Origin of the sequence: Lactobacillus corticis, assembly GCF_018327645.1 — a bacterium.
Taxonomy (GTDB): domain Bacteria; phylum Bacillota; class Bacilli; order Lactobacillales; family Lactobacillaceae; genus Lactobacillus; species Lactobacillus corticis.
In genome coordinates, this window is sequence record NZ_BMAY01000005.1 from 92741 (window position 1) to 109789 (window position 17049).

Sequence of the window (17049 nt, forward strand, 5' to 3'; positions counted from 1 at the left end):
ACTATGAAGACTTATGGAAAACAACTAAAAGCTGGCTGCCAGTTATTATGGCATCAGCTTTTTATTTTACTGCTATATGCAGCCAGCATTGACTTATTTAACGAATTAATTGCTATTCCGATTTTAAAGGGCCTTACTACTTTTATTTTACAAAAAGCCGAAATACCCTTTGTTAACTATGAAAACCTACTAACAATCATCGTCACCAAGCCATGGGTTATTGGTGCTTTAATTCTTGAGCTGCTTGGCATATTGCTGCTGGTTTATTTGCAATTTGCAGTTTTTTTATGGCTGATTGACGATCTCCGTAATGGTCATAGTTATAAAAAATTGCCAAGACAAGTCATTAGTAGTTTACAGACCTGGACTTGGTCTGCTATCCCGCTATTTGCTTTATACTTCATTGCGATTTTTCCGGCTGCTAGCGCATTTTTCCAAACACCGCTATTAGCCAAAGTTCGTATCCCCCAATTTGTGATTGATTTTATGGTCAAAAAGCCACTGTTTTGCACAATCCTGATTATCAGCTATTTAGCAATTAGCTATTTGGCCAATCGGTTGGCGCTAACGCTTCCATTAACGATTCTCAAAGGCGAAACGATCAAAGCAGCTATGAGAACTAGCTGGCAGCAAACCAGTGGGAAGACTTGGTTAAAACTCTTAGGAAAACTTTTATTGCTTCTATTAATTAGCTCTTTGGTACTGCTAATAGCAATTTGCGCGGTTGTCATCTTGCAGGGAGTTATTGATCGCGGTCAAGCCCCCTTCCCGTTTATTGCAGCAAATTGTTTGCTCTTATTTTTACAGGGATGCAGTTTAATTGCTTCCCTATTTACCAGTATTGCTGCTTTATTAATCCTGCTGGAATTAGTTGATAGTCAACCATTAAATAAGCAAAAACAGAGCCTGTCCCCTCTTGGACGGATGGTCTTCAGCGTGATGGCCGCCTTGGTTTTGCTAGCGACCATCACGGGCAACCTCGTTTATTTATCTCAGCTTGATACAAAAATGCCGCTGATTGTGTCTCATCGCGGGGTTAGTGATCAGAATGGCGTTCAAAATACTCTTCCTGCACTAATAAAAACTTGTAAGTTGCATCCTGACTATGTTGAAATGGATATTCACGAAACCAAGGATGGTAAATTCGTGGTTATGCACGATGAAAATTTGAAGCAACTGGCTAATGTTAATAAACGACCGCGGGATTTGACACTGCGCCAGCTCACCAGTTTAACGGTCAGCGAAAATGGGCACCGGGCAAAAATACCTAGTTTTGACGAGTACTTAAAGACTGCCAACAAATTACATCAGAAGTTATTAGTTGAATATAAGGCTACCCGCTATGATTCGCCTGATGCGGTCAAAGTATTTGAGCAAAAATATGGCGCCAATTTACTGCGGCATCATCATTTAGTACAATCCTTAAATTACCGGGTTGTTAGTGATCTAAAAATGCTAAATCCCAAGCTGTCTGTTTATTATATCCAACCTTATAATTTCACCTATCCTCAAAGTCTGGCTAATGGCTTTTCAATGGAATATTCAACGATGATTAACGACTACAGCTTTGTAGCATCTGCTCACCAAGCAGGTCAAAAGGTATTTACCTGGGATATGAATGATGAGGATAGCATTCGACAGATGCTGTATCTTGATGTAGATGGTTTAATAACCGATAATGTTAAATTGGCCCAATCGACGGCTAAAGATTTTGTACGTACAAATAGTTATGCCAACAAAATATTAAATTATGCTTCTATTTTGCCCCTTAATGAATAAAACGATCCAGCTGATTAGCTGGATCGTTTTTACATTGGCAAAGTTGTTAAGGCCAAGGACTCTAATACTTCAATCACTAGTTCTGCTGTTTCAATTGTTGAACAAACTGGTATATGAGTCTTTAAGGCTTGATCACGGATTGCAGTAGCGTCTTGGCTGGCAACATCTGAGAGATTAGTAATATTAATAACCATTACTATTTTATGTTGGCGCAGCTTTTCCAAAAGATTTCTCGGATTATCATGAATCTTGGCGACAACTCCTGTGGTAATTCCTGCCTCGGCGAACATATTGGCTGTACCTTCAGTAGCCACAATCTTAAACCCTAGTTGGTGAAAACGACGAGCTAACTGAGTTACTTTTTGTTTATCTTGGTCCCGTACAGAGATAAAGATCGTACCGTAGCTTGGAATTGGTAAATCGCTTGCCTCATAGCCTTTATATAATGCTTTAGCAAGTTCTGCATCTCGGCCCATGACCGAGCCAGAAGATTTCATTTTTGAGTCGAATTTATTATCGCTCTCGTAATCCATGTAAGAAAAAACAGGCATTTTAACATGAATAAGCTGATTGGTTTCCCATAGTTTTTCTTTAAAACCTAGATCGGACAGTTGTTTTCCAATCAGAACTTCAGTAGCCGTTTGGGTAATATCTTTACCAGCTGCCTGTGACAGGAAGGCCACGTTATGTCCCGCAAAAGGCTTTATCTGCAAGAGATAGATTCGATCATGAGCTTTCAAAAAGTGCAGATTATAAATCCCCCTGCTCTTCAAGGCTTTCAACATATCAATTGTTGAATTAACCATAAGGTCACGGTCTGCGGGCAGTAAATTCTGGGGCGGAAAAACCGCAATTGAATCAGAAGCGTGAGAACCGGTCTGTTCTAGATGTTCGATAATACCCGGGATTGTCACTTTTTGACCATCAGTAATTCCCGTAACTTCATATTTTTCGCCCTCGATAAAACGCGAAACGGTAATTTGATCCCAGGTGTGTTGCGTGAGATATTGCTCCAGTGCCGGCTTATCATACACGACAGCTGATTTTTGTTTTATCCCCGAGCTGATGCCGCCAATTAATACTGGAAAGCCATATCTAGTGACAAAACCTTCAACATCAGCCGTTTCTTGAGTAACTATCGATGGTACATGTTCTAGCCCCGCCAAGGGATGATCCAACAGTTGATGCATGCGATATTTCATGCCATTATTTCCGCCAATAATTGACAAGCCGCTTTGGGCGAGTGCATGAGCTAGCCTAATTACTTGTTTGCCAGAGAATTGCAACATTACTTCCTTAATGCCTTCATGTTGCGCGATTTGTAAAATATTTTCAACCGTGATTGGTTCAACATAAATTCGATCTAAATTACGATAGCGATTAGAAATTGCCTCATCGTTATTAGAAATCATTACAGTGGCATAACCATTATTATGTAAAGTTTGTATTGAATGTGCAACCATATAATCAAATTCACTGGTCAAAGAAACTTGTAACGGCAACATGCCAACAATTAAAATCTTTTTTTGGGCTCTTAACGGTTCTGCCTCATTTTGAACCCCATAGGCACTATAAAAGGCATTAACCTTTGGTTGATAATATCCAGCTGTACCATCTAGCTGAATATAAGCTGGAACCAAACCGCTCGCTGCTTCTTGTTTGGCAATAGTTGCTGGTGGCAACTTGGTAAGCAGTGAGATTAATTCGGTTGAGAAGCCTCGTTCTTTTGCTCTTCTTAAAAGGTTGTCAGCAATTTGGTGACTTTCCCGGACTTTGAGGAGCATTTGGCCAATTCTGACAATTGAAACTAGCTTTTGCAAATATACTGGGTGCAGATGCGTGATTTCTTGCAAGTGCTCTAATGAAATACCTTTGACCAAAGCAACGATAAGTTTCAACCAATGTTGGTCGTCAGGCTGACGTAATTCAGCCACGAGTTGTGCTAAACTTTTATCTTCATTTTGCTTAAATATTTGTCGGGCCAGTTTTAGATCATGCGTACTAAACAAGGCTTTCATAAAAGCTGATTCAAAGTTATGGCCTAAACCAAGGGCTTCTCCACTAGCCTGCATCTGCCCATTTAAGTGGTAATGATTCTGACCACTTTCAGTCAGTGACCAGAAAGGCATTCTAACACTAATGGTATCAGTTACTGGTTCGATCGCCGCATTCATCCCGGACTCCGGGTCAATGATTTCATTCAGCCGGTAGCCTAAGACAACTTTGCTAAGAACATAACCAACGTTATACAGCATAGCCTTTTGGGCCCAAATAGCAGATTTGGTTAGCCAAGGACGCATCGTGAGCAACTTGGCTTCAAACTTTGTCCCAGCATGCTTGACGGCAAAATGCATGCTCATAATTCCAGTCAAATTCAACTGGTTAACAATTTTGCGCACCATCGCTTTGATGCGTTGAATTTGGTCATTGTTCAAACTAAGAGCTGGCATTACTTCAGTAGAGTCGCCTGCATTAATTTGAACCGGCTCCATAGAACTAACAAAATTGACAAAAACACAATTTCCGTCTTGGTCCCGGATGACATTGCAAGTAATTTCTTCCCAAGTAGAAAGGTCCTCAATTAAGCGATAGTCATGTGCCGAAAAATTATCGCTTTGACTTTCTAGCCTGAAATACTTTCTTAGGCTTGACTCATCTTGAAAGTGATAATGTTCCGTTTTGCTAAATTGATTTGCTTTTTTTACTAGGATCGGAAAATGTAAATCAGGCATTAATGCATCCAATTGCTCACCGATGATGCCGTTTTTACTACTTAAATACCAGGTTTGTCCAACTGGGATTTTTAACTTTCGCAGAAAAGCCGATCGTTTTTCCGGATCTCCAATTGCTTGAATTTGCTGATTAAATCCTAATAAACGGATGTGCATAGCTTGGATAATGCCATCTTGAAACAGACTAAACATAATCTTTAGGGCATTAGTAGCTCCAAAAGCTGGCATGATGGCATCAGGTTCTTCCATCCGCAATATTCGCTTCATAAATGGCAAGGTCATTGGTTCCATGTATACCGTTACCCCACTGCGTTTGTCAGTAGAAATAGTTGCGGGATTAGGATTGACAATGACCACTTGAATGCCTTCTTGGGTAAAGGCATCAATTGCATCGGTAACTAAGGTGTCCATTTCGGCAACGCTTCCGATGATGGTTGGGCCAGACCCGATAATTAAAACTTTGCTTAGTTCATTTTCTATTGGCATATTAACTCACCATTTGTAAAAAAATATCAAATATTCTTGAGGCTTCCCAACCTCCAGGCGACCCTTCAGGATTAAAGGCCGTTGCCACAATCTTATGTTCGTGGTTGACGTAGCCGGCTACCAGGTCGGTATGGATATCAAAATACTCTTGGTCCATGTTGAGGTTAATACTGTCTGGATAAACCAATTCATCGATATTCATTCCTGTTTGCCAGATTCGATCGGAATTTTGTTCGATTACGGGAAAGTTTGTTCCATTAAATTCAAAAGGTAATTCTGCTAACTCAAATTCTAAGAATTTAGAAATTACTAAAAACCCCAATCCAATACCTAGAATTGGCATTTTGCTGTAAAAAGTTTCAAGGACCGGTTGAATTGTTGGCAGCAATTCTTCAGACTTTCCTGGTCCATTTGAAATTACCAGGGCATCTGGTCGTAAATTTTTAATATCCGTAGGCCGGGCATTGTATGGCAAAACCGTGATATTAACCTTTCTGAGTGATAAGGAACGCAGCATTGAATGTTTCAAGCCTAAATCTAGGACGGCTACTGAACGGCCAACATTCGGTGCGGCATAAGCATTCTTGGTTGAAAATGTTGCAGATTTGTTTTTGGGCAAGACCAAAGCACGGATTTGATCAAAAGCATGATCATCATTGGTATCCATAATCGAAGCTTTAATAATCTTTTGTTTGAGAGCACATTTGACTAACGCACGAGTGTCAATATTGTAAATCGCCGGGACTTTCTTTTCGCGAAGAAAATTATCTAGCGACAAAAAATTGACGCTATCTGAAATATTTAGCGAAACATCGTTTATAATTACCCCTTTAACAAGTGGATCAATACTTTCATAATCAATAGTATTGATTCCAGTTGCCCCAATCACCGGGGTGGTAAAAACTAAAATTTTCCCTGCATTGGTAGGATCGGTCAACGCTTCTTGGAAGCCATAATTTCCGGTGTGGATAGCCAATTCGCCAGTGGAGATGATTGGTGCCCCAATGCCTTCCCCAGCAAAAAAGCTTCCATCTTCAAGAATCAAATATCTCTTCATACTCTGCCCTTTTCTAACTAATAGTGTTATTAATTATAGCTTATATTTAAATTTAGCCAAACACAACTAGCACTAGCACATGCCATTATCTTACCATTATCTGAGGAGCAATGGGTTAATTATAAATACAAAAAACTTCCGATTTTCTCGGAAGTTTTTGCTGGTCAAAATACTAGTTTTTAACGGTTAATTTATCAAGGTCGACATATTTTCTCCCTAACGGATAATTAATTGCTTCAGGGTCATTATATGAAACTTCTAGATAAAACTTTTTGGATTTTAGATCAGACACATCGATTGTTCCCTTGTATAAGAGCGGCTTTTTCTCAACTAAATGCATCTTGGCAACAACAAGCGGTTTCTTAATTAACTTATTAGTTGAAGCCTTGAGATACATGGTAACAATCTTTTTATCGTGACGAAAATCATAGAAAGTTACCTGCAGCTTTTTACCCTTGACCTTGGTAATCTTTAGCTCAGCCTTGTGTTTGCCTTTGTTCTTGGCTTTTTCGTAGAACATTTCTTTGGCAGCTTCGACGTCGGTCATTTTTTCCAACTGATTGAGATATTTTGAGGTTCTCTTTAACTCACGGGTTTGTTTGGCATAACCGTATCTTTCGGACAAGGTTGGCGTTTCTGAGAACAAGTTAGTTCCTAAACGATTTCCTTTGATTTTTACTCCAAGAGCAGCCAAAGTAGTTGGGAAGTTGTCCATGGTGCTGTAAGTTCTTCTTCCCTTAGTTTGGCGCTTAACGGCTGCATTGATATAAGCAGTATAGGTTTTTCTAGTGTAATTCGGGTTAACTTTTTTGGTGTAACTTTGAGACATCGTTGGATGGTCACCGTTAATTACAATTGTCGTATTTTTATACCATGGCTGTTTTTGGACCCAGCTAATAAAGTCAGCAACTTGTCTAGAAGAAGCGTTCATTACATTTAAATACTGATCATTGAATTTATTTTGGTAATTAAGGTCTTTATAGCCTTCTGGGAAGTGCGTATCGACTGTAAGCATGGTAAAGTTAAACGGTTTAGAGCCAGCGGCTACTTTATTAAGTTGACGCTTAGAAAAACTAAATAGCTTGCTATCTTCATAGCCCCAGAATACCTTATAGTTCTTGCCGATTAAATTTTCCTTTTTAGCTGCGGGATAATCTTCAATATCAAAATCGCCATGGTCCTTAAAGAATGTTCGCCGTCCTGCAAACGAAGCGTTCGAGCCCAACATAAAGGTCTGGTTGTACCCTTCTTTAGCTAAAATGTCTCCCAAAGTAGTTATGTTAGGAAAGAATGTCGACTGAGTACTCATACTATTTTGCCCAATATTGGTTTTTAGGGGTAAGCCAGATGACTGGGCAAAGATTCCGCCCATAGTCCAGGTAGACCCTGGAAGTGAATAACCACCATCTAATTTTTTGGACGAACCAGAAAAGTTTTCATTCTCTTGCGAAAGTTTAGTCAATTCAGGAATCAAATCTTTGTTGAAATTACCGCCATTTGCCTTAGAAGTTGACGTCATTTCCATTGATTCGAGATAGATATAGATCAAATTGCGTTTTTTCTTAGGGAAAGTTAATTTAGTCTTAGCAGGATCAACATAATTGGCTTCAATGAAATTTGACTTTTGGTTTTGTTCAAGAAAGTAATTGATTGCGTCAACCTTATGAATAAAACCACCACCATAGTAAACTACTAAAATGGTTGATACGAGGAAGAGTCCTTGTAAGAAGCGCCGCTCCCAGTTATTTCTCTTGGCCAAAAAGTAAATAGCCAATGCGCCTATCAATAAAAAGATCGTTGGTACAATAGTATGGAATATATACTTTCCGATCATGCCTTGACCAGTTCCCGTAAGCGACTGTGACAGTGTGAAAATTAACTCATCCATCGACAAATTTCCCCAGGTTGCCGATCCCCATCTGGCTGATAAAGCTAAGAGGATAAAAAGAAAACTGAAGAAAAACAAAATGAAGGTTACCACTTTGCTCATCGTTTTAGTTTGTTGTTCGCTGTCTTTATTTCGCTGTTTCATAACTATACCTTTCGTTTATAATTTCAAACGTTTAATATTATAGCAATTAAAAATAAAAAGTCTATATTTATGCAAAAATCGGAAAATAAATGAAGCGATTATAAAAAGCATATCCGTGAGAATATGCTTTTTAACTAATTAGCGGTTTTCTCTAGTTCTGCCAAAGCAGCTTGGAAATTTTCTGGTGCTGGTACTGAGAATTGTAAGTCTTTACCAGTTGTGGGCTGCTTGAAACCCAAGGTGGCAGCATGTAAGAATTGTCCTTGGCCCTTCAAAGTTTTTTTCGGCCCATATAAAGGATCCCCGGCAACCGGATGCCCGATGTAGGCCATATGAACTCTAATTTGATGAGTTCTGCCGGTTTCAAGACGACACTGAACCAAACTATAATTTTTGAATTGCTGCAGCACCTTAAAATGGGTAATTGCTTTTTTGCCATTTTCAACAACTGCCATCTTTTTCCGATCTCCATGGTCACGGCCAATCGGGGCATCAATTACGCCTGCTTGTTCGCTGAAATTACCATGGACAATGGCTAAATAAAGGCGTTCGTTAGTTTTAGCTGCTAATTGAGCTTCTAGACTTTCTCTCGCTTTAGCATTTTTGGCGATCATTAACAAGCCTGAGGTATCTTTATCGATGCGGTGCACAATCCCTGGACGAAAGCCTTCAGGACTGGCTGCCAAATCCTTAGTATGGTAAAGCAAGGCATTGACCAAGGTATGGTTGGGATGACCAGCTGCGGGGTGAACGACCATTCCTTGTGGTTTGTTAACTACGATTACGTCATGATCTTCATAGACAATATCAAGTGGAATGTCTTCCGCTTCTAGTTTTAGCGGAGCTACTGGCGGCACTTCCAGCATGATCTTATCCCCTGCTTCAACCTGGTATGAAACTTTGGTGGTTTGTCCATTTACTTTGACGGCCCCGCTTTTAATAAGTTCTTTAATCCTTGACCGTGATAAGTCAGGCAATTCATTGGCGAGGTATTTATCAATCCGTCCTTCAGCTTGAACCGGCTTTAATTCATAGTGACCAACCATTATTTGCCTCCTTCTTCTTGATCAAAGAAAATTAAATATATCATCAGAATTATGACTCCGATAGTAATCGCAGAATCGGCTAAATTAAAAATATTGAAGTTAATAAAATCCAATTGAATCATGTCAACTACATATTTTAAATGTAAGCGATCAATAAAGTTGCCAATAATACCACCAAGAACAAAGGCCAATCCTACAGAAAATAAGGGCTGACGATATTTAGGGTTAAATATAAAATAAATACAGACGATAATTGCAATAATACTAATTATGTAAAATAGTCCCATTTTGCCCGGTAAAATATTCCAGGCTGCTCCGTTATTTCTTAGATAATTAAACGAAAATAGCCCAGGAACCACGGTATGGATTTCCCCTACTGCATAGTTCACTACAATATAATGTTTTAGAGCTTGATCAGCAACTACAATTATTAATGAAATGATTAAATATAAAAATTGTGCCATCTTTCTACTCCCTTTGTTGATGGTCTAATTATAACAAAACGGCCCTCCGCGTAAAAAGGTCGGACCAGGCCGTTTATTTGTTAGACTTTTTGGATCGCTTTACCAAATATTGGATTGATTGATAATGGCTGATTTGAGCAGAATAACGATCAAACCAACGTCCTTGTTTAATCAGCTCTGGTTCTTTAAGGACCACGAGTTGTTTTTTATAGGGCAATTTCAATTGGCGGCGTGTTTCAAAGTAATAAGATTGCCAGATTGTATAAGCAAGCAAAAGTAAAAAAATCACACTGGTAATAATTGCTGACGGCACGACTGCTTGATTTCCTTCATAGGCTAAGATTATTGCCAATAGTAAGACCATGAATAGCCAGCTGTAATAAATTACTGCAGTAGGTCCTAAAAATATCAAATGCTTTTTCATTTTTATTCCACCTTAGTAACGAATTTTAACATGCAAATTGCTATGGTTGGTCGTATCATATAAAGTCTCCAAATATAGTCTAAACTCGGGATGTTGAGCAATCAAAGTTTGATAGGCCTCTGAGGCGTGGATTTGGTTCAACTCCGCTTGCGAAATATGATTATGGCCAGTGTAATAATTAAAGTTCATTCTGGCAAACATATTTCCCATTTCTCGAATTAGTTCTAGCCGATTATGGTGTACTTTTAGATCGGTTTGCATTAAATCAGCAGCTATCGCTCCTAATTGGAGTTTTTCTAAATAATCATGAAAATGGGTCAGAGTATAGTCCTTGGCCTCTTCTTTAGTTAAATACGGCGTCATGTTAAAGGTTTTGCGGTTATAGGTGATATGCCTTGAATGGAGTCTGACTTCACCATATCCTTGGTCGCAAGAAGAAAAACAAGATGTAGTAATCTCAGTTGTCGGCGTCATATCCTGTGGCCCCATAATATTTTGAGCATGAATATGACCCGAAAAAGCTAATTTTACATTATAGCGGGCGCAAAGACGACGCAATTCATTGGCGTTATCCAACACATAACCTCGATTAACCGCAGGATTATGCGCATAGAGATTATGATGCATAAAGATCAAAGGACGCAGATTTTGACTTGATGCGTATCTCAGCTGCTCTTCAATCCACTTTAATTCTAACTTGGAAATTCCACCTCTAGTATGCGGTGCGGAGGTTGTTTCTTCTTTGCCATAATAGTTTGAATCCAACATTAATAGATAATAGTATTGATTCAATTGGACGGCATAGGCCAAACTGTTCGGGTCGCAGCTGGCAGCGTGCTGATATAAATCATTAAAGGTAAACTTCCAAGTCATCGGGCTAATCTCACCAGCATAATATTGTTTTTTGCCATGAAATTCTCTTGCCCAACCATCAAAAATATCGTGATTTCCCGGCACGACGAGTAATTTGGAGGTTTTTAAATGACTAAAGATTTTGGCAAATTCCTTAATTGATTCACGTTCACCGTTAAAAGTGACATCACCGGTAACGACGATCGCAGCAGGTTTTTCCTGGTTAGCATACCGAACAAAAGCCTTTAAGGCAGTTTCTTGGAAATATAAATCTTTTCCTTGACTAGTTTTTTGCATGCGAGCAAAAGCCTGACCGCTATCATGCATGTGATCAGCAATTAAATGTGTATCTGAAATTACCCAAATGTTGGTATTTACTTCATCTGTCAGCATTCTGAGCCTTCCATATTATTTTTTCTTTAAGTCTTTACTCCAATATTGGTAAAAGTCTACACGCAAATTTCCATTAAAAAGTTTACGCTTTTTGGTAGCTTTTTGCCCAAAGCATTCTTCAAAAAATGGTGCACTGGTTAAGTAGTACTGGCTAAAAGTATTTAAGGGACGCAGACTCTCTCCCATCTCACGGTAAAGCTTGGCAACTCCCTGCTTATCCTTTAACCGTTTGCCATAAGGCGGATTTGCAATAATTATGCCGTTTTCCCAATCCGTCTTGAAATCTTTCACTGCCACTTGCTTAAATTGGATATCCTGCAAAACGCCCGCTTGATGAGCATTAAGCTTGGCCACGCTTAAAATAGATTGATCGATGTCACTGGCCCAAATTGGCGCCTCTAGTTCTTTCACGGCAGCTTTTGCTTCGGCTAATTGCTCGGGATGCAGGCTAGCATCAAACCAGTCAAATTGGTCAAAAGCAAATTTTCTCCAAGTACCAGGTGCGATATTTTTTCCAATAAGGGCAGCCTCAATGGCAATCGTTCCTGAACCTGTCATTGGATCAATTAGCGGGTGCGTACCATTGTAAGGCGTCAAACGTAACAAGCCAGCAGCAAAGTTTTCCTTTAAAGGCGCTCCACCGTGGGCTGCCCGATAACCACGCTTGAATAAACTTTCTCCAGTTGTATCTAATGAAACGCGCACTACATCCTTATAGATCCTTACTTCCAAAGGATAAACTGCCCCTGTTTCAGGCAAAAAGCCACGGCGGTGGTATTGGTCAGTCATTTTATTAACAATGGCTTTTTTGACAATTGCTTGGACATCAGGTTCAGAATGCAGTTTTGATTTAACAGCTTTTCCCTTTACAGGAAATTTAGCATCGACCGGCAATAATTGGGCCCAGTCATATTGATAGACTTGGTCAAAAAGAGCTTCAAAACTAACAGCTTTAAATTCTTGTAACAGAATCTTTACCCGATCAGCGGTCCGCAGCCACAAATTAGTCCGGACGATATCAGCTTGGTCACCTTCAAAAAAGACACGACCATTTTCAGTTCTGGTTTCATAGCCTAAATGCTGCAATTCTTTGGCTGTGACGCTTTCAAAGCCAGCACCCATGGTTGCATATAATTGATATTTTGTCATATTTTCACTCACTTTTTTGTCAAAGAAAAAAGTTGAGCTCCGATGAAGCTCAACTTGCCATGCAAATTTCTATAAGCCACGTTCTGTTCGAGTGGCTCTTGGCAAAAGCCACCTTCAGTAGCCATCTATCTTTATTACTAAAGTAATAATCCGACCTTTAGTTCATTTCCTTAGGCCGAGACGCCCCTACCAAATTTGGGTTGCACACTCGCAGGGTTTACCTCGTTCCACCAGAATCGTTTCCAATTCTGCTTCGTCACTGTGGCACTTTCAAGGATAATCATGCATATCAAAGACTTAGCACTTTTTCCGCCGTGAAGTTTACCTTCCTCCAGCTTATTGGGCTGAATACGATCACTACAAGCATCGCAGCTTGTGCGTGCGTGGACTTTCCTCAGCTAGCAGTTGCTAACCGCGACTACTCAAAATTTGCGCTGTTAGTAATTATACCAAAGATTAGCGATTTTGTAAGCCATATACTCGTTGCTCAAGGTTGTAGACTTTTCTTTCCAAAGTCGAAATTCTTTGAATGATCGCCATATTGGTTGAAATTTCCCCATTTGCTGGTTGAATACTCTCTTCATTGGCGTATCTTTGGGCCTGAGGAGTATAGGTCTTAATCTCTTCAGCTGGTTGCGCTGCTGGCGCAGGTGCCACTGGAGCAGCTTGCTGAGCTTCAAGTGCCTGTACCTGTCTTTCGGCATTCTGAGCACGCGTTTCAGCAGCCTTTTGGGCTTTTTGGGCTTCCAATAATTGTCCTTGGAGGTCGCCAATTTTACCATATAAATCTTCGACCACCTGACCGAAGTGCTCATAGTCGGAAATAATGTCATCTAAGTAATGGTCAACCTCATCTGGGTCATAGCCCTTGACCTTGTTTCTAAACTGCTTTTTCAGGATGTCTTGTGCTGAAAGTTTAATATCTTTTAAATCTGCCATTTAATAGCAACTCCTTTGTATATCAATCTTATTTTAGCAAAAAGCCGTTAAGGGTAAAATAAGAATTATTAGTTTAACTAAACCTTTAGATTCTCAGTAGTCATAATTATCGGGACGGTGAAGTTCAGCGTATTCGTCAGCCGCATCCTGAAGATCATAAAAATCAATTATGTCCAGTGGATACTCGTGCCCCTTTTGATAATTTTCTATTGCTTGATAATCAAACTTGGGTTTTCCGGGATGTTCAGGATCGTAAATCATCAAAGCTCGGTCAGTATGGGTCAGCATAAAATTTTGATAGTTGCGCAGCTGCATTGGTCCCTGATAAGGAGTGTTCGAAGTTGATGCATAAAAATCCGCATTGCTGGTTAATTGCGCAAACTTAGCTTGATTGGTTTCATTCCACCGATCCGCAAAGTTTTCATAAGGCGTCATAATTGCTAGTCGCAATGGATATTCAGACCGCAACTCTAATGCGCATTCTGCCACCCATTGCTCTACCCCGAGGTTAGGACCGGTGATCAACCAGTCTAATTCTGCATTATCCAGTAGATCAGTTAGGTAGTTTTTTAAAGCAAACTTAATGACTGTGATTTTGGGGTCGTTATTACCAAATGTATTCAGCTCATAGCTACGATAGCCAGTCACCCACATTCGCAACATCCTTAATTTGAAGCCCCTTTCGTCAAAAGTTAATTCCTTGCTATATGGTATAATGCTAGCAGGAGTGAAGATCATGGTCAAATATCCATCTGGCAGTCATGCTGCCATCAACGGGCAAATCTTTAAGCCACATTCTAAACGTCGAGCTCGAAAAGAAATTAATTTTTCTGATCGGGGCATGACTTTAGAACAGCAGATCAATGAATCTAATAAGTATTATTTGGAAAAAGGCATTGCTGTTGTGCACAAGAAACCAACCCCAGTGCAAATAGTTAAGGTAGATTACCCTAAACGTTCACGTGCAGTGATCCGAGAAGCTTATTTTAGACAAGCCTCGACCACTGACTATAACGGCGTTTATAAAGGCTATTATCTTGACTTTGAAGCAAAAGAGACCAAAAATAAGACCAACTTTCCCCTCAAGAATTTTCATCAACATCAGATCGTCCACTTAGAACAGTGTTTAGCACAAGCGGGCATCTGTTTTACCTTGATTGGATTCACTAGTTTGGGGAGGTATTTTGCTTTACCGGCAAGTATCGTCATTGATGCTTGGCGGACGCCAAATAAAAGCTCGTTGACACTCGAAGAGATTTCGACACAAGCGGTTGAATTGCAGAGCGGCTTCCGCCCTACTCTACCGTATCTTGAAGCTGTCGATAAATTTATTGCAGGTAGGAGAAACTAATGGCGAATCGAAAACGAAGTATTGAAGACAACACTCGTCGAAGAAGCCAAGGAAGACGACGCCCAGAAGAAAGACCTGGAGGCACCAAACGGATCGTTTTACGGGTTTTAAAATGGTGCTTTATGTTAGTACTGCTCTTAGTCGTTGCTGGGATTGGTTTATTTGCATATTATGCTAAGGATGCACCAGACATCACCCAATCTCAGCTCCAGAGTGGTGGGACTTCCAGCCTTTACACTTCTGACGGCAAGTTCTTAATGTCTTTGGGATCAGAAAAAAGAATCTATGTTTCTAATAAAAACATTCCACAAAAATTAAAAGACGCTGTTATCTCAGTTGAAGATAAACGTTTCTATAGCGAAGGCTTGGGTATTGACCCAATCAGAATTGTCGGTTCGATGTTGACCAATGCTAAAAGCAACTCAGTAGCAGCCGGTGGGTCAACCATTACCCAGCAATTGGTAAAATTGACCGTCTTTTCAACTGCCACCTCCCAGCGAACCTTAAAGCGTAAAGCACAAGAGGCTTGGCTAGCGATGAAGGTTGAGCGTGACTATAGCAAAGACCAAATTATTGAATATTACATCAACAAGGTCTACATGAATTACGGCAACTATGGCATGGGTACGGCTGCTAATTACTATTATGGAAAGAGTTTAAAACAACTCGATTTAGCCCAAACTGCTCTGATTGCTGGTATGCCAAATGCTCCAGTTTCCTATGACCCATACTTATATCCCCAAAAGGCTAAGTATCGTCGCGACATTGTTTTGCGGGCAATGTATGAAAACCACAAAATCACCAAGGCACAACTTAATCAAGCTTTGAATGAAAGTATTACTAAAGGCTTAGTTAAGAAGCATTCGAATAAGGAATCAAAATTACGCAAAATTGATGATCCATATATAAAGGAAGTTATTTCTGAAGTTGAAAGCAAAGGCTATGATCCATATAACGATAACTTAAAAATTACCATTAATATTGATCAAGATGCCCAAACAAAGCTTTACAACCTCGCTAATGGCAATAAGGTTTCATTTACTAACAATAAGATGCAAATAGGAGCAACCTTGGTTGACCCAACCAATGGCCATGTTTTAGCGATCTTGGGTGGACGACATTTGCCATCTGTTCAATTAGGACTTGATCGAGCGGTGCAAACCGGTAGATCGACTGGGTCATCGATTAAACCAGTTCTTGATTATGCCCCGGCAATTCAATATCTAAATTGGTCAACTGCCCATATTTTAGATGACTCTAAGTACACCTACCCTGGTACTAATATTCAGCTTTATGACTGGGATAATCAGTACGAGGGTGATATGACAATGCGCTATGCCCTAGCCCAATCCAGAAATGTTCCAGCTGTAAAAACGTTAGCCAAAGTTGGTTTGAGCCGAGCAAGCAAGTTTGTTAAACGGATGGGCATCACCGTCAAAAATAGTCAAGGTTTATCCGTTGCGATTGGGGCTAATGCTTCAAGTCTGCAAATGGCCGGAGCATATTCGGCCTTTGCTACCTTGGGGGTTTACCATAAGCCAACTTTTGTTTCAAAGATTGAAACGCCAGATGGACTTACCAGGACATATGATTCTTCAGGAACTCGTGTTATGAAGAAGTCTACTGCCTACATGATAACTGATATGCTTAAGGATGTTATTAAGAGCGGCTCAGGAACACAGGCGAAAATTTCTGGTCTTTACCAAGCCGGTAAGACTGGGACGGTTAAGTATTCAGATGCTGAACTTAAAAAGTATCCTTCCTACTCTGATACACCAAAAGATTCATGGTTTGTAGGCTATACTAGAAGTTACGTAATGAGCGTTTGGACCGGGTACGACAATCTAAAAGACGGGACGATTGGTGGCAATGGCCAATATGCGGCCCAGCAGATATATAAGTATATGATGTCTTATATGATGTCGCAGGCTGAAAATGTGGATTGGCAAAAGCCATCTTCGGTAATTCGAACTCGGGTAGTCAAGAATTCTAACCCACCGCAATATTCAAGTAGCGGAACCGATTGGGAATTATTTGTTAAAGGACATGGACCGGTAGGCTATTCAAGTTCATCTTCAACAACTAGCTCAACTACCTCTTCATCAAGTTCAGTCACCTCAAGTGCTGCTTCTTATGATGATCAAGATGAAAAGGCAGATACCTCTTCTTCTTCGTCTAGTTCAAGCCAGGCTAGTCAATCGACCAGTAGTTCTACGCAACAAAATGGTTCTCAGAGTCAATCATCTAAGAAAACTAGTTCTTCTAGTTCTTCCAGTTCAAAACAAGGTGATGGACAAGATAATGATAATAAAGATTAAATGCTAATAAGCAAGCAAAAGAGCTTC

Annotated in this window: 13 protein-coding genes and 1 other RNA gene; 3 read left to right on the forward strand and 11 right to left on the reverse strand. The window is 40.0% G+C overall.

The genetic code is table 11. The annotated features are described in order from the left end of the window. Positions 1-3: 3 nt before the first annotated feature. On the forward strand, positions 4-1779 hold the full coding sequence (locus KI210_RS04475) for a glycerophosphodiester phosphodiesterase (RefSeq protein WP_212780701.1): 1776 nt from the start codon (positions 4-6) through the stop codon (positions 1777-1779). 29 nt (positions 1780-1808) lie between these two features. Here KI210_RS04475 and carB read toward each other — a convergent pair whose 3' ends face one another. The 11 genes from carB to KI210_RS04530 form a co-directional block, all read right to left on the reverse strand. Then, positions 1809-4997 (reverse strand): carbamoyl-phosphate synthase large subunit, encoded by a 3189-nt coding sequence (gene carB, locus KI210_RS04480; protein WP_212780702.1) that lies wholly within the window; start codon positions 4995-4997, stop codon positions 1809-1811. Position 4998: 1 nt separating this feature from the next. Next, a complete protein-coding gene (locus KI210_RS04485; RefSeq protein ID WP_212780703.1) occupies positions 4999-6054 on the reverse strand; it encodes a carbamoyl phosphate synthase small subunit in 1056 nt (351 codons plus the stop codon). A gap of 172 nt (positions 6055-6226) precedes the next feature. Then, positions 6227-8086, reverse strand: a complete 1860-nt coding sequence (locus tag KI210_RS04490) for an LTA synthase family protein (protein WP_212780704.1) — start codon at positions 8084-8086, stop codon at positions 6227-6229. Positions 8087-8220: 134 nt separating this feature from the next. Then, positions 8221-9132, reverse strand: coding sequence for an RluA family pseudouridine synthase (locus KI210_RS04495; protein WP_212780705.1), 912 nt, complete (start codon positions 9130-9132; stop codon positions 8221-8223). Continuing rightward, positions 9132-9596 (reverse strand): signal peptidase II, encoded by a 465-nt coding sequence (gene lspA / locus KI210_RS04500; RefSeq protein ID WP_212780706.1) that lies wholly within the window; start codon positions 9594-9596, stop codon positions 9132-9134. Before lspA ends, KI210_RS04495 begins: the two co-directional genes overlap by 1 nt. A 73-nt stretch (positions 9597-9669) precedes the next feature. Beyond that, positions 9670-10020, reverse strand: coding sequence for a hypothetical protein (locus KI210_RS04505; RefSeq protein ID WP_212780707.1), 351 nt, complete (start codon positions 10018-10020; stop codon positions 9670-9672). 12 nt (positions 10021-10032) lie between these two features. Beyond that, the gene (locus KI210_RS04510) at positions 10033-11265 is read right to left on the reverse strand and encodes a metallophosphoesterase (RefSeq protein ID WP_212780708.1); all 1233 of its coding nucleotides are present in this window, start codon (positions 11263-11265) and stop codon (positions 10033-10035) included. A 15-nt stretch (positions 11266-11280) separates the two neighbouring features. Continuing rightward, positions 11281-12414: a THUMP domain-containing class I SAM-dependent RNA methyltransferase gene (locus KI210_RS04515; protein ID WP_212780709.1), complete on the reverse strand. Its 1134-nt coding sequence runs from the start codon at positions 12412-12414 to the stop codon at positions 11281-11283. Between the two features lie 67 nt (positions 12415-12481). After that, positions 12482-12844: RNase P RNA component class B (gene rnpB / locus KI210_RS04520), an RNA gene on the reverse strand. Between the two features lie 26 nt (positions 12845-12870). Continuing rightward, positions 12871-13353 carry a DivIVA domain-containing protein gene (locus KI210_RS04525; RefSeq protein WP_212780710.1) on the reverse strand — a complete coding sequence of 161 codons (483 nt, stop codon included), beginning with the start codon at positions 13351-13353 and terminating at the stop codon, positions 12871-12873. Between the two features lie 93 nt (positions 13354-13446). Further along, on the reverse strand, positions 13447-14016 hold the full coding sequence (locus KI210_RS04530; protein WP_212780711.1) for an SLOG family protein: 570 nt from the start codon (positions 14014-14016) through the stop codon (positions 13447-13449). 73 nt (positions 14017-14089) lie between these two features. Between KI210_RS04530 and recU the strand changes: the two genes are divergently transcribed. Together recU and KI210_RS04540 are read left to right on the forward strand one after the other, a co-directional pair. After that, complete coding sequence (gene recU, locus KI210_RS04535; protein ID WP_212780712.1) at positions 14090-14704, forward strand: Holliday junction resolvase RecU; 615 nt, start codon at positions 14090-14092, stop codon at positions 14702-14704. Then, positions 14704-17022, forward strand: coding sequence for a PBP1A family penicillin-binding protein (locus KI210_RS04540; protein WP_212780713.1), 2319 nt, complete (start codon positions 14704-14706; stop codon positions 17020-17022). The genes recU and KI210_RS04540 overlap by 1 nt, the downstream gene beginning before the upstream one ends. Positions 17023-17049 lie beyond the last annotated feature (27 nt).

What these genes read in the sequence shown, in the direction of transcription:
- KI210_RS04475 (WP_212780701.1), top strand. Translation starts at nt 4, where the DNA reads ATGAAGACTTATGGAAAACAACTAAAAGCTGGCTGCCAGTTATTATGG.
- carB (WP_212780702.1), bottom strand. Translation starts at nt 4,997, where the DNA reads ATGCCAATAGAAAATGAACTAAGCAAAGTTTTAATTATCGGGTCTGGC.
- KI210_RS04485 (WP_212780703.1), bottom strand. Translation starts at nt 6,054, where the DNA reads ATGAAGAGATATTTGATTCTTGAAGATGGAAGCTTTTTTGCTGGGGAA.
- KI210_RS04490 (WP_212780704.1), bottom strand. Translation starts at nt 8,086, where the DNA reads ATGAAACAGCGAAATAAAGACAGCGAACAACAAACTAAAACGATGAGC.
- KI210_RS04495 (WP_212780705.1), bottom strand. Translation starts at nt 9,132, where the DNA reads ATGGTTGGTCACTATGAATTAAAGCCGGTTCAAGCTGAAGGACGGATT.
- lspA (WP_212780706.1), bottom strand. Translation starts at nt 9,596, where the DNA reads ATGGCACAATTTTTATATTTAATCATTTCATTAATAATTGTAGTTGCT.
- KI210_RS04505 (WP_212780707.1), bottom strand. Translation starts at nt 10,020, where the DNA reads ATGAAAAAGCATTTGATATTTTTAGGACCTACTGCAGTAATTTATTAC.
- KI210_RS04510 (WP_212780708.1), bottom strand. Translation starts at nt 11,265, where the DNA reads ATGCTGACAGATGAAGTAAATACCAACATTTGGGTAATTTCAGATACA.
- KI210_RS04515 (WP_212780709.1), bottom strand. Translation starts at nt 12,414, where the DNA reads ATGACAAAATATCAATTATATGCAACCATGGGTGCTGGCTTTGAAAGC.
- KI210_RS04525 (WP_212780710.1), bottom strand. Translation starts at nt 13,353, where the DNA reads ATGGCAGATTTAAAAGATATTAAACTTTCAGCACAAGACATCCTGAAA.
- KI210_RS04530 (WP_212780711.1), bottom strand. Translation starts at nt 14,016, where the DNA reads ATGTTGCGAATGTGGGTGACTGGCTATCGTAGCTATGAGCTGAATACA.
- recU (WP_212780712.1), top strand. Translation starts at nt 14,090, where the DNA reads ATGGTCAAATATCCATCTGGCAGTCATGCTGCCATCAACGGGCAAATC.
- KI210_RS04540 (WP_212780713.1), top strand. Translation starts at nt 14,704, where the DNA reads ATGGCGAATCGAAAACGAAGTATTGAAGACAACACTCGTCGAAGAAGC.